At 66.3% G+C, this 13,123-nt stretch carries 13 protein-coding genes; 12 read left to right on the forward strand and 1 reads right to left on the reverse strand.

Going from position 1 to position 13,123, the window contains the following annotated elements; genetic code table 11:
- Positions 1-45 precede the first annotated feature (45 nt).
- From DXT59_RS22895 to DXT59_RS22905, 3 genes are all read left to right on the forward strand, one after another.
- Positions 46-726, forward strand: a complete 681-nt coding sequence (locus tag DXT59_RS22895; protein WP_116139424.1) for a FadR/GntR family transcriptional regulator — start codon at positions 46-48, stop codon at positions 724-726.
- Between the two features lie 103 nt (positions 727-829).
- Positions 830-982 (forward strand): DUF6496 domain-containing protein, encoded by a 153-nt coding sequence (locus DXT59_RS22900; protein ID WP_162878203.1) that lies wholly within the window; start codon positions 830-832, stop codon positions 980-982.
- Positions 983-1,118: 136 nt separating this feature from the next.
- The gene (locus tag DXT59_RS22905; protein ID WP_116139428.1) at positions 1,119-1,874 is read left to right on the forward strand and encodes a DeoR/GlpR family DNA-binding transcription regulator; all 756 of its coding nucleotides are present in this window, start codon (positions 1,119-1,121) and stop codon (positions 1,872-1,874) included.
- A gap of 59 nt (positions 1,875-1,933) precedes the next feature.
- Here DXT59_RS22905 and DXT59_RS22910 read toward each other — a convergent pair whose 3' ends face one another.
- The gene (locus DXT59_RS22910; protein ID WP_116139430.1) at positions 1,934-3,043 is read right to left on the reverse strand and encodes a 2-aminoethylphosphonate--pyruvate transaminase; all 1,110 of its coding nucleotides are present in this window, start codon (positions 3,041-3,043) and stop codon (positions 1,934-1,936) included.
- A 329-nt stretch (positions 3,044-3,372) separates the two neighbouring features.
- Here DXT59_RS22910 and phnS point away from each other — a divergent pair, with 329 nt between their 5' ends.
- The 9 genes from phnS to DXT59_RS22960 all read left to right on the forward strand — a co-directional run bounded on the left by phnS (position 3,373) and on the right by DXT59_RS22960 (position 13,113).
- Positions 3,373-4,461, forward strand: coding sequence for a 2-aminoethylphosphonate ABC transporter substrate-binding protein (gene phnS, locus DXT59_RS22920; protein ID WP_116139434.1), 1,089 nt, complete (start codon positions 3,373-3,375; stop codon positions 4,459-4,461).
- 11 nt (positions 4,462-4,472) lie between these two features.
- Positions 4,473-5,588 (forward strand): ATP-binding cassette domain-containing protein, encoded by a 1,116-nt coding sequence (locus tag DXT59_RS22925; RefSeq protein WP_116139436.1) that lies wholly within the window; start codon positions 4,473-4,475, stop codon positions 5,586-5,588.
- Entirely contained in the window at positions 5,566-6,522 is a 957-nt protein-coding gene (phnU, locus tag DXT59_RS22930) for a 2-aminoethylphosphonate ABC transporter permease subunit (protein ID WP_116139438.1), read from the forward strand. The genes DXT59_RS22925 and phnU overlap by 23 nt, the downstream gene beginning before the upstream one ends.
- Complete coding sequence (phnV, locus tag DXT59_RS22935; protein ID WP_116139440.1) at positions 6,522-7,382, forward strand: 2-aminoethylphosphonate ABC transport system, membrane component PhnV; 861 nt, start codon at positions 6,522-6,524, stop codon at positions 7,380-7,382. Before phnU ends, phnV begins: the two co-directional genes overlap by 1 nt.
- An 88-nt stretch (positions 7,383-7,470) precedes the next feature.
- The gene (locus tag DXT59_RS22940; protein ID WP_116139442.1) at positions 7,471-8,196 is read left to right on the forward strand and encodes a phosphonate utilization associated transcriptional regulator; all 726 of its coding nucleotides are present in this window, start codon (positions 7,471-7,473) and stop codon (positions 8,194-8,196) included.
- Positions 8,177-9,475 (forward strand): phosphonoacetate hydrolase, encoded by a 1,299-nt coding sequence (gene phnA / locus DXT59_RS22945; RefSeq protein ID WP_420823419.1) that lies wholly within the window; start codon positions 8,177-8,179, stop codon positions 9,473-9,475. Before DXT59_RS22940 ends, phnA begins: the two co-directional genes overlap by 20 nt.
- The gene (phnY, locus tag DXT59_RS22950; protein ID WP_116139444.1) at positions 9,472-10,935 is read left to right on the forward strand and encodes a phosphonoacetaldehyde dehydrogenase; all 1,464 of its coding nucleotides are present in this window, start codon (positions 9,472-9,474) and stop codon (positions 10,933-10,935) included. Before phnA ends, phnY begins: the two co-directional genes overlap by 4 nt.
- A gap of 4 nt (positions 10,936-10,939) precedes the next feature.
- A complete protein-coding gene (locus DXT59_RS22955) occupies positions 10,940-11,500 on the forward strand; it encodes a phosphonate degradation HD-domain oxygenase (RefSeq protein ID WP_116139446.1) in 561 nt (186 codons plus the stop codon).
- A gap of 62 nt (positions 11,501-11,562) precedes the next feature.
- Complete coding sequence (locus tag DXT59_RS22960; RefSeq protein WP_116139448.1) at positions 11,563-13,113, forward strand: FGGY-family carbohydrate kinase; 1,551 nt, start codon at positions 11,563-11,565, stop codon at positions 13,111-13,113.
- Positions 13,114-13,123: the final 10 nt, after the last annotated feature.

A 13,123-nucleotide genomic window follows, 5' to 3' on the forward strand; every position in this document is an offset into this window, starting at 1 on the left:
CGCCGGTGCGCCCGCCGGGAGCGGACCAAAACGACAGGGAGAACGATGATTCAACGGGATCTGCATGGGCGTGTCGCCTATATGCTGGCAACGGCCATTTTGCGCGGCGACTACGCGCCCGGGGCGCTACTGCCGCGCGAGGCGGAACTGATGGAATCGTTCGGCGTGAGCCGGACGGTCTTGCGCGAGGCGCTTCGCACGTTAACTTCGAAAGGGCTCGTCGAGTCGCGGCCGAAGGTGGGCACCCGCGTGAGACGCCGCTCCGCGTGGAATCTGCTCGATGCCGATCTGCTCGAATGGTATTCGCATGTCGCCCCCCCGCTCGCGTTCGCATTGAAACTGCAAGAGGTGCGCGAAATGGTCGAGCCCTATGCCGCGGAACTCGCGGCGCGCGCCTATACGGCCGAGACGATCGAGGCGCTCGAGCGCGCGCATGCGGCGATGGTCGCCGCGCGCAACGTCGACGAATGGGTGCGCGCCGATCTACAGTTCCACCTCGGTATTCTGGCCGCCTGCAGCAATGAACTGCTGATGCCGCTCGGACCGCTGATCGAGCGCACGCTCGAGGCGCAACTGCTGTTGAACGCGAAGCGCGCCGACGTCTTCAACGCCGCATTGGGTCAGCATACGGCCGTGTTCGATGCGATCCGCACGCGCCGGCCCGAGGCCGCGCGGGGGGCGATGGCGGAGCTGCTAGGCGTCACGCGCAAGCGCATCGAAGCATAGATCGGCCTGACGCGGGCGTGCTGTGCGCGGCGCTGTGGAACGCGCGTTGCTGGACTGGAGAGCGTTCCATCGGCAACGCGCCATCGGCGCAAAGGAGGTCACGATGCCATTGAAACGAGGCACCTCGCGCGAGGACATTTCGAAGAACGTCAAGACCGAAATGAAGCACGGCAAATCGCAAAAGCAATCGGTCGCGATCGCGTTGAACCAAGCCCGCAAGTCCGGGGCGAAGATTCCCAAGAAGCACGAGAAGTAACGCACATCGCAGCGTCATATCCGCGCCGGGCGCAACGCCTCTTGCCCGGCGCGGCCCGTTCCGGCCGTACTACAATACGCGCGTCTTTTCCACCCTCCAGGTCTTAACCCGCCGCCCGCCGGCGTCTTTAAGCGCGATGCTCGCAGAACAACGTCACCAACATATCTTGTCGCGTCTGACCCGGGACGGCGCGCTGACCGTCGCCGAACTCGTCCGCGAGCTCGGCGTCTCGCGCGAAACGATCCGTCGCGATCTGCTCGTCCTCGCCGAACGCGGTCTCGTCGTCACGACGCACGGCGGCGCGCTTTCCACCGATCGCCACGAGCCGGACCTGGACGTGCGCGAGGCTGAGAACGCGGGCGCCAAGCGCGCGATCGGCGAACGCGCGGCGCAGTTCGTGCCCGACGGCGCCTCGGTCATCCTCGACTCGGGCAGCACGACCCAAGCGGTTGCCCGCGCGTTGACGGCGCGGCGCCGGCTGTCCGTCTACACGAACGATTGGCGCATTGCGCTGTTGCTCGGCCGCCGCAACGAGAATCGCGTGACGCTGTTCGGCGGCGAGCTGTCCGATATCGAAGACGCCGTTTTCGGTCTCGACACCGTCCAGCAACTGAGCCAATACCATGCGGACTTCGCGTTCGTGGGGGCGGGCGGGATAGCGGCCGACGGCGCCCTGACCGACTACACGCGCATGGCGGCCGAGGTACGCGCGCGCATGTTGCGCGCGGCGAGCACGGCCATCGTCGTCGCCGACCATTCGAAGTTCGGACGGGTCACGCCCGTGCGCGTGGACGGCATCGAACGCGCGGGCTACGTCGTGACCGAGCGCGCGCCGGCCCGCTCGCTGGCCAAGGCCATTGCCGCGCGCGGGCCGAAGATCGTCACGGCCTGAAGGAAGGCGCAGCGAAATCGCTTGCGCTGAGCGAGCGCGAAGCGCCTTGCGGCCCCGGATCAGCGGACTCGAATGCCGAGCCGCTCGATCGCTTGCCCGATCGCGGCCACGGCGCCCCGCATCGCCTGCTCGTCGATGGCGCCGATACAGCCGACGCGAAACGTCTCCACTTCGGTGAGCTTGCCGGGATAGAGGATATAGCCGGCCTCGCGTACGGCGGCGTATAGATCGGCGAACCGCCATGCCGGATCGCGCGGCGCGTGGAACGTGACGATGACGTCCGATTGCGCGGTCGCGGGCAAAAACGGCTCGAACCCGAGTGCGCGCATCCCCTCGACCAATGTCGAACGATTGCGCGCATAGCGTGCGGCGCGCGCGGGCTGGCCGCCTTGGGCCGCGAAGGCGTCCAGTGCGCGGCGCAGCGCCGCGACGACGTGAGTCGGCGGCGTGAAGCGCCATTGCGTCGTCTTCTCCATGTAGGTCCACTGATCGTGCAAGTCGAGCGCGAGCGAGGGCGAGCGACCCGCGCATTGCGCGAGCAGCGCGCGCCGAACGATCACGAAGCCCATCCCCGGCACGCCCTCAAGGCACTTGCCGCTCGCCGAGACGAGCGCGTCGATGCCCGAACCGCGCAAGTCGATCGGCACCGCGCCGAACGAACTCATCGCGTCGACGATGAGCCGCCTGTCATGCCGCGCGCAGACGGCGGCGATGTCATACAGCGGGTTCAGCAAACCCGCGCTCGTTTCCAAATGAACCTGAGCGACGTGCGTGATGCGCGGCTCGCGCGCGAAGGCCGCTTCGATTGCATCGGCGCCGGCCGGCTCGTCTTCGCCGAGCGGCATCGTCACGCAGGCGATACCCATGCGTTCGAGGATCCGTACGATCCGCGCGCAATAAGCGCCGTTGTGCGCAACGAGGACGCAGGCGTCGCGCGGAACGAGCGTGCCGAGCGCCGCCTCCACGGCGAACGTCCCGCTGCCTTGCATCGGCACGCAGACGTAGTCGGTCTCGCCGTGCACGAGCGTGAGCAAGTCGGCGCAGACGCTCGTCGTCATCCGGTTGAACTCGCCGTCCCACGAGCCCCAGTCGCGCAGCATCGCCTCACGCGTGGCCGGTGCGGTCGTGAGGGGACCGGGGGTAAGCAGGATCGGGGAGGGGGCGGGCATCGAACAGTCTCCAGGAAAGGGCCCCGAGCAAACGCTCGACAAGCCGTCAGTTTGCATTTTATTGGCAAAATGTGTCAAAAAGTGCGGTTCTGACGTCTCGTCATCGCACTGTCACTAAAACCTGTGAATCTTGCGTCGCCCGCCGGGCAGCACGCGCTTTTTTCTTGAGCGCGCCGCCGGGCGGATTGTCGGCAATCTGCAATTTCGAACATTGCGTCGTGCGATCGGCAGCGCGGCTCGTGCCGCGCCGGCAGCGCGCTTTCACCGTTACACGGGCGGGGCGATACGCAACCGCCCGAATGTTTGGCATCACACCTTTGGAGATCGACATGAAACAGAGCCCCTCCCCGCGCACGAAGGCCGGTCTCGGTCGCCTGCTCGCCGCCGTGGCCGCCGCCGCGTTGTTCGAGGCGCTCGCGCTGCCGGCTCACGCCGCCAATGCCGTGGTGCTCTATACGGCCGACGGCCTCGAGAATCTGTACAAGGACGTCCTGCCCGCCTTCGAGAAAAAGGAAGGCGTGAAGGTGAACATCGTGACGGCCGGCAGCGGTGAAGTCGTGAACCGTGCGACGGTGGAGAAGGATTCGCCGAAGGCCGACGTCATCGTGACGCTGCCGCCGTTCATTCAGCAGGCCGATCAGGGCGGTCTGTTGCAGCCGTACGAAAGCGTGAACTACACGAACGTCCCGGCGATCGCCAAGGCGGGCAACGGCGCATGGGCCACGTTCGTCAACAACTACTTCTCGTTCGCGATCAATCCGGACACGGTCAAGAACCAGCCGAAGACGTTCGACGATCTGCTGCATCCGGACTACAGCGGCAAGGTGGCCTATTCGAACCCGGCCACGGCCGGCGACGGCATGGCCGTCATCATCCTGACGACCTCGCTCATGGGTGAGGACAAAGCGTTCGACTATCTGAAGAAGCTCGAACAAAGCGCGAAGTTCCACACGAAGGGCACGGGCTATCTCGACGTGCTGCTCTCGCGCAACGAAATCGCGGTGGCCAACGGCGACCTGCAGATGGACCTCGACGACGCGGCCAACGGCGGGCTCTCGCTCAAGCCGGTTTTCTTGTCGGCGAAGGCGGGCGCACAGCCGACGACGTTTCAACTGCCCTATGCGATCGGCCTGATCAAGAACGGTCCCAATGAGGCGGAAGGCAAGAAGCTGATCGACTATCTGATGTCGACGCAGGTGCAATCGAAGGTGCCCGACATCTTCGGCATTCCGGGCCGCACCGACGTGAAGCTGGCCGGCAAGAGCGGCGAGGCCGTCAAGCAAGCGATCGCAGGCGTGAAGCTGATCCCGGTCGATTGGAGCCAGGTCATGGCCAAGAAGGCTGATTGGACGGCACGCTGGAAGAGCGACGTGATCGGCAATTCGGGTAAGCCAATCGAAGTCGTGAAGCCGAAATAAGCGCAAATCGCATGGAGACGAATCCGGTGGATAGCGCGGTTCAGGCATATCGGGGCGCCGACGCGCCGGCGGCGCGCGCATACGACGATACGCTCGGACTGCGCCCGGGCGGGATCGAGATCGAGCGGCTCAGCGTGCGTTTCGGCGCGCGGACCGTGCTCGACGATCTGTCGCTCTCGATCGGCCGCGGCGAGTTCTTGACCGTGCTCGGCCGCAGCGGCTGTGGCAAGACCACGCTGCTCAGGTTCATCGCCGGATTCGTCAAGGCCGATTACGTGGCTGGGCGCCTGTTCGTGGCCGGCCGCGAACTCACGTACGAGCAAGCGCATCGGCGCAATCTCGGCTTGTTGTTTCAGAACTACGCGCTGTTTCCGCACTTGAGCGTGTTCGAGAACGTGGCGTTTGGCTTGCGGGCTCGGCGCACGAGCGCGGCCGAGATCTCGCGGCGCGTCACCGACGCGCTCAAGCTCGTGCAGCTCGCCGACGCCGGGCATGTCATGCCGGCACAGCTTTCCGGCGGCATGCAGCAGCGCGTCGCGCTGGCGCGCGCGCTCGTGATCGAGCCCGACGTGCTGCTGCTCGACGAACCCCTTTCGGCCCTCGATGCCAATTTGCGGGCGTCGGTGCGTTCCGAATTGAAGGCGCTGCACGAGCGCCTGCCGAACTTGACGATCGTCTGCGTCACGCACGATCAAGACGATGCGCTCGTGCTGTCCGATCGCACGCTATTGATGCGCGACGGCCGCATCGCGCAAATCGGCACGCCCCAGGCGCTCTACGACGCGCCCGCCGACGCGTTCGTCGCGCGCTACTTGGGCGCGGCCAATCTGCTGCCGCCGCGCGTCGCATTCCCGATCGGTGACGCGCGTTACGGCGAGCGAGAAAGGCTTGCGTGCTTGCGTCCGGAGAATTTGCGCCTGGTGCCGCTCGGCGCGGGACATCTGCACGGCACGATCGTATCGGTCGATTGGTACGGGCCGGCGCTGTCGGTGTCGGTCTTGCTCGATGCGATGCCCGAGGCGCCCGTGCTCGTCGCGGCGGCCCGCGGACAGGGGCTGACGCCCGAAAAGGGCGCACGCGTCTCGCTGCGCTATGAGGTGGATCATGTCGTCCTCGTTCGACCTTGAGCGCGCGAGCGCCGCGGTGCAAGCGCCGTCGGTGATGACGACGATGCAAGAGGCGGCGCTTGCATCGGATGCGAAAGAGCGCCGCGCGCATCGTAGGCGCCGCGAGTGGGGCGCCCGGGCGCATCTCGTATTTGTGGCGCTCGTCGTGCTCGGCCCGCTCGTGCTGTACCCGCTGGCGCGGCTCGTATTGCTGAGCCTCACCGGAGCGCACGGCGAGGCGAGCGTGCATGCTTATGCCGCGTTCTTTTCGAACCCCGATGCGAGCGGCGTTTTCGCGACGACGGTCGCGATCGTCTTCGCGAGCGCCGGCATTGCGTCGGTGCTAGGAGTTGCGCTCGCCGCGCTGCTCTTTTTCAGGCCGTTTCCGGGCGCCGCGATCGTTACGCGTTTTCTCGAGTTGTTCGTTGCGTTTCCCTCGTTCCTGGTCGCATTCACGCTGATCTTTCTTTACGGCTCGCAAGGGGCGGTCAGCATCGCGCTCCAGCAGCTTTTTCATCTGAGCGCACCGCCGCTGAACTTCCTTTTCGGCGCAGGCGGGATCGTCTTGGCCGAAGTCGTCTTTTACGCGCCGTTCGTCGTTAGGCCGACGCTGGCTTCGTTCGCGCAGATCGACATGCGGCTGCTCGAGGCGGCTCGCAGCCTGGGCGCGAACGGCTTCATGGTGGCATGGCGCGTCGTGGCGCCGCTCGCGTGGCCCGGTATCGCAGCGGGCACGATCTTGTGCTTTCTGCTCACGCTCAACGAATTCGGCATCTTGCTCGTGCTCGGTAGCGCGCATCTCGTGACGCTGCCGGTGGCCATCTATAGTTCGGCGACGGTCGATCTCGACTTGCCGGTCGCGGCGGCCGGCGCCGTGGTGATGTTGGCGATGTCGCTGTCGCTGTATGCGCTCTATAGAAGCGTCGATCGTCGGCAAGCGATGGGAGCGCGATGATGGCGGCGCGAATCGAACCGCGCGGGACAAGCGAGGCGGCCGGCGCGCAACGCGCGCCGCAACGACGAGTCGGCCGGCTCGGCGCCTTCGCCGTCACGGCATTGGCCGCATTGCTTTGCGTTTGGTTGTTCGTGCTGCCGGTGGTGGTCGTCGGGCTGTCGAGCGTCGCCGCGCGCTGGTCCGGCACGATCTTGCCGGCCGGCTTCAGCACGCGCTGGTTCGAGCGGTTGGGTTCGGACGATTTCGATGCGGTCTTGGCCAGCCTGGAGGTGGGGTTCGCCGTGGCGGTGCTCGGTACCGCGCTGGGGCTGTGGCTGGCGCTCGCGCTGGAAGGACGCACGCGGCGTGGCCTCGGAGCGATCGTCGATGCGGTGACGATGATGCCCAACGGCGTGCCGAGCGTCGTGCTCGGCCTCGGCGTGCTGATCGCCTATCACAAGGCGCCGCTCGATCTGTCGAGCTCGCCGGCAATCGTGATACTCGTGCAGCTCGCACTCGTTTTGCCGTTCAGCTATCGATGCGCCGCCGCCGCGCTGCGCCCGGAGTTGACCGTCTTGCGCGAAGCGGCGGCGAGCCTCGGCGCGCCGCCCGCGATGGTGCTCAGGCGCGTTGTGCTGCCGCAACTCGTGCCCGCGATCCGGGCCAGTCTCGCGCTCGGGTTCGCGCTCTCGCTCGGCGAGCTCGGGGCCACGCTCACGGTCTATCCGCCCGGGTTTTCGACGGTGCCGATCGTCGTCGTCGGCCAGGTCGAGCGCGGCTATTACTTGCCGGCTTCCGCGTTGTCGCTCATCTTGCTTGTCGCTTCGTTCGCGGCCCTCTTGCTGATCGCAGCCCGCGTCCCGAAGCGACGCGCCCGATAACGAGCCTTTTCACCCGGTCAGCGCGTGCGCCTTCGGGTCGCGACGCACGTCCGGAAATGTGGCAAAATGTGGCGAATTGACGATTAATATGGAACTGGACCCGATCGAGGTGGTGCGGCGCCATTCGTTGACGGCGCTCGTGCGCGATGCGCTCGAGCGGGAAATCGTCGAAGGACGGCTCGCGCCGGGCGAGAAGCTGAACGAGGCGTATTGGGCGGCGCGCCTGAAGGTATCGCGTGGGCCCGTCAGGGAAGCGTTCCGCGCGCTGGAGCAGACCGGGCTCGTGCAAACGCACAAGAATCGCGGCGTGTTCGTACGCACGGTCACGCTCGATGAGGCCGCCGAGATTTATATGGTGCGGGCGGTGCTGGAGGAGGCGGCGTGCCGGATGCTCGCGCAGCGCATCGGCGACGCCGAGCTGGGGGCGCTGCGCGCATCGCTCGAACGGATGCAAGCCGCGTTGGCGGCCGGCGATCGCGGCGCCTATGCGCGGGAGAACATCGCTTTTCACGACGCGATCGTCGCCCAAGCGGGTAACGCGAAGCTGGCGGAGACGTATCGGCGCCTGGTCGGCGAACTGAACTTGTTTCGCCGGGCGGCGCTGACGGTAACGGACGATGCGGCGCATTGCTCGCTGGCCGAGCACCGGGAGATCGTCGCGGCGCTTGCGGCGCGCGACGGCGAAGCCGCCGCGCTGGCGATGCATGCGCACGTGACGGGCGGCCTCGCGCGCGCGAGGCAAACGGCCGTCGGGCGGGCGGGGCGCGTCGGCGAATACTTCGATAACGAGGAGCATGATGCAGCAGGCAAATGAACGGCCGAACGAGCGCGCCGCTATCGAGGTGAACGGGCGCATCTATGACGTGCGGGGGCTCGCCGAGCGGCCGGTGGCCGTCGTTTGCGTCGATGGCTGCGAGTTCGATTACTTGGAAGCCGCCGCCGCGTCCGGCATCGCACCGTTTACCGCGCGTTTGTTGCGCGGCGACACGGCCACGGCCGTGCGCGCCGATTGCGTCATGCCCTCGTTCACGAACCCGAACAATCTCTCAATTGTCTGCGGCGTCCCGCCGTCGGTCCATGGCATTTGCGGCAATTACTTTTGGGACCCGCGCGCGGACGACGGCGCGGGCGCCGAAGTCATGATGAACGATCCCGCCTATTTGCGCGCCGGCACGCTGCTCGCCGCGGCGGCGCGAGCGGGCGCCCGCGTGGCCGTGGTGACGGCCAAGGACAAGCTGCGGCGGTTGCTCGGCTGGCAACTGGACGGCATTTGCTTCTCCGCGGAAAAGGCCGATTGCGCGACGCTCGCCGAAAACGGGATCCACGACGCGCGAACGCTCACGGGCTTGCCGCTCCCTGACGTCTACAGCGCCGGACTCTCCGAGTTCGTCTTCGCATCGGGCGTGCGCTTGGCCGAGCGCGGCGACGTGGATCTCATGTACCTCTCGACGACCGACTACGTGCAGCACAAGTGCGCACCGGGCAGCGAGGGCGCCAACGCGTTTTACGCGATGATGGACGGCTATCTCGCGCGGCTCGATGCGCTCGGCTGGACGATCGGCCTCACCGCCGATCACGGCATGAATGCCAAGCACGATCCGCGCACGGGCGAGCCCAACGTCGTCTATCTGCAAGACGCGTTGGACGTCTGGCTCGGCGGCTCGCGCTCGCGGGTCGTCTTGCCGATTACCGATCCTTATGTCGTGCACCACGGGGCGCTCGGCTCGTTTGCGACGGTCTATATGAGCGATCCGGCCGATATCGCGCCGGCGCTGGCGCGCATCGAAAAACTCGAGGGAATCGAGCTTGCGATCGGCAACGCCCAGGCCTGCGAGCAGTTCGAGTTGATGCCCGAACGGATCGGCGACATCGTCGTCGTGGCGCGCCGCGACGTGACGATCGGGTCGCGCCGCGCGGCCCACGACCTCTCGGGACTCACGGTACCGCTGCGGTCGCACGGCGGGTTATCGGAGCAAACGGTGCCGCTCGTTTTCAATCGGCGCGTCGAGCATATCGATCGATTGTTCGGCGGACGGCCTTTGCGCAACTTCGACGTCTTCGATATCGCGCTCAATCACGCGAGGCAAGCATGAACGCGTTGCTCGACGCACCGGTCCACGATCACGAGGCGTTCCGCGCGGAAGCATTGCGCTCATGCGGCGAGCGCGTATCGCGGGCACGCACGTTCGACGTATTCGATCCCTACACAGGGTTGCGCGCGGGCACGGTGCCGCTTGCGAGCGCCGATGACGTGCGCGCCGCGCTCGAGTATGCGGCAGCCTACCGGCCGACGCTCACGCGCTTCGAGCGCGCCCAGATACTCGAGCGCGCGGCTGCGTTGCTGCGCGAGCGCACGGAAGCGGCATCCGATCTGATCACGCTCGAATCGGGACTCTCGAAGGAAGACTCGCGCTACGAGATCGGCCGCGTGGCCGACGTCCTGAAGTTCGCCGCGATCGAAGCGCTGCGTGACGACGGACAGAGCTTTTCGTGCGATCTGACGCCGCACGGCAAGAGGCGTCGCGTTTTCACGCAGCGTGAGCCGCTGCCGGGCGTCATCGTCGCCATCACGCCGTTCAATCACCCGATGAACCAAGTCGCGCACAAGATCGCTCCGGCGATCGCAACGAACAATCGCGTCGTGGTGAAGCCCTCGGAGAAGGTGCCGCTCTCGGCCCTGTGGCTCGCCGATTTGCTCTACGAAGCGGGATTGCCGGCGCCGATGCTCCAGGTGCTCACCGGCGACCCGCGCGAAATCGCCGATACGCTGATCACGCATCCGCTCGTCGCGCTCGTGACGTTCACGGGCGGCGTGGCGATCGGAAAATACATCGCGAGCCGTGCCGGATACCGGCGCACGGTACTGGAGCTAGGCGGCAACGATCCGCTGATCGTGCTCGACGACGCGGACGTGGAGCGCGCCGCGCAACTGGCCGTGCAAGGTTCGTATCGCAATTCGGGCCAGCGTTGCACGGCGGTCAAGCGCATGCTCGTGGACCGGCGTATCGCCGATGCGTTCACCGAATGCGTCGTACAAGCGACGCGTAGCTGGACCCACGGCGATCCGTTCGATGCGGCCAACCGCATGGGAACCGTCATCGACGAACAGGCCGCGTGCCTCATCGAAGCGCGCGTGAACGAGGCGATCGGCGCGGGCGCTCGCTTGCTCGCGGGTCACCGCCGCGACGGCGCGCTCTATGCGCCGACGGTCCTCGATCGCGTCGCGCCGCCGATGACGCTCGTGCGCGAGGAGACCTTCGGTCCCGTTTCGCCGATCATCGCATTCGACTCGATCGACGAGGCGATCGCCTTGAGCAACGGCACGCCGTTCGGGTTGTCGTCGGGCATCTGTACGAACCGGCAGGACCTCATCGCGCGCTTCGTCAACGAGTTGCAGGTGGGCACCGTCAACGTATGGGAAGTCCCCGGCTATCGCATCGAACTCACGCCGTTCGGCGGTATCAAGGATTCGGGTCTCGGCTACAAGGAAGGCGTGCAGGAAGCGATGAAGAGCTTTACGAACCTAAAGACGTTTTCGTTGCCGTGGGAGTGATGCGATGGCATTGAATCTCGACGACATTCGCTTCCTGTTCGAGCGGCACGGGCACATCGCCTACAGCGGCGAGCCGGTTACGCAGTTGCAGCATGCATTGCAAAGCGCGGCGCTGGCCGAGGAAGCGGGCGCGCGTGACACGCTCGTCGTTGCGGCGCTCTTGCACGATCTCGGACATCTGCTGAACCTGCAAGGCGAGACGCCGAGCGAGCGCGGTATCGACGACCGGCATCAATACTTCGCCTTGCCGTTTCTGCGGCACGTCTTGCCGCACAGCGTGCTCGAGCCGATCCGGCTGCATGTCGATGCGAAGCGCTACCTATGTGCGATCGACGGCGAGTACGCGGCGGGCCTCTCGGCCGATTCGGTGCGTTCGCTAGCGTTGCAAGGCGGCGTATTCGATGCCTTGGAAGCGCAAGCATTCATCGAGAAGCCCTTCGCCGGCGATGCCGTCGAGCTGCGCCGATGGGACGACGCGGCCAAAAACCCGCGCATGCGCACCCCCGATCTCGCGCATTTTCTCGGCGTGGTCGAGCGGGTGATCGAGGCGTACGCGCGCGGTTGATTTCACGGTGTGCTCCGGTTTCGGTATGCTGACGGCGTTCGTGATCTCGACGGAGGGAACGCATGCGCTATTTCATCGGCATCGATATCGGCACGCAAAGCACGAAGGCCTTGCTCACCGACGCTAGCGGAAAAATCGTCGCGCAGCATTCGAGCGCCTATCGTCCCGATACCCCCAAGCCGTTATGGGCCGAGCAGTGGCCGAGCGTATGGTGCGATGCGGTAGAGCAGTGCATCGCCGCTTGCACGCAGGCCGCGCGCGATACCGGCATCGAAGCGCGCGAGATCGCCGCCGTCGCGATCAGCAGCCTGTACGGCGGCTCGGGGATCCCCGTCGACGAAGCGATGACGCCGCTTTACCCCTGCCTCATTTGGATGGACCGGCGCGCCACGGACCAAGTGGAGTGGGTGCGCCGGCAGGTGGACGTGCAGCGGCTCGAGCGCATTACGGGCAACGGCGTCGATAGCTATTACGGCTTCACCAAAATGCTCTGGCTGCGCGAGCACGAACCGGATGTTTGGGCGAAGACGCGTTATCTGCTCCCGCCCAATGCCTACCTCGCCTATTTGCTGACCGGAGAGTTGGCCGTCGACCATAGCTCGGCGGGCAATATCGGCGGCGTCTACGACATCGAGGCGCACACGTGGTCGAGCGAGGCGCTCGCGATGCTCGGCATCCCGGCGGCGATGATGCCCGCGCGCCTGGTCGAGTCCACCGAGATCGTCGGCCGTCTTTTGCCCGAATGGTCGGCCCGCTTGGGCCTTGAGGCCGGCACGCCGATCGTCGCGGGCGGGGTCGATGCGGCCGTCGCGACGTTCGCGGCCGGCGCGACGCGGACCGGCCAGCATGTCGCCATGATCGGCACGAGCATGTGCTGGGGCTACATCGATCAACGCGTGGATGCGCGTCACGGCCTCGTGGCGATGCCTCACGTATTGAACGGCCGCCGCGATCTCTACGTCTTCGGCGGCGCTATCAGCGCGGGTGCGTCGGTTGCCTGGTACCGCGACCAGTTTTGCCGCGAAGAAATCGAAGCGGCGCGGGCCACGGCGCACGGCGACCCTCATCGCTTGCTCGAGCAAGCGGCGGCGAGCGTGCCGGCGGGATCGGACGGCATCGTGTTCTTGCCGTACTTGATGGGCGAGCGCAGTCCCATCTGGGACGCACGCGCGAGCGGCGCGTTCGTCGGCCTGAATCTCGTCCATACGCGCGCGCATTTGTATCGCGCCGTACTCGAAGGCGTGGCCTTCGCGCTCATGCACAACATCGAAGCGGGCCGGCGCGGCGCGCGCGAGTTCGCACTCGACGAGCGTTTGATCGTCGTGGGCGGCGCCGCGCACTCCGATTTGTGGATGCAGATCATCGCCGACGTAACCGGCTACCCCGTGTTCACGATCGAACAAGAGGTCGAGGCCGCCATGGGCGCGGCGCTCTTGGCGGCCCTCGGTGTCGGGGCCATCGCGCAGCGGGACGCCGAGCGCGGATGGGTGAGCTTACGAGAGAGGGCACGTCCTGAGCCGGCGCGCCGCGAGGTCTACGCCCGTCAGTTCGAGGTCTACAAGGCGCTGTATCCGGCCTTGATGCCGTCGATGCACCGGTTGCGGGAGCAGTAAAGGGGCGCCG

This window comes from Trinickia diaoshuihuensis (assembly GCF_003390925.1).
Taxonomy (GTDB): Bacteria; Pseudomonadota; Gammaproteobacteria; order Burkholderiales; family Burkholderiaceae; genus Trinickia; species Trinickia diaoshuihuensis.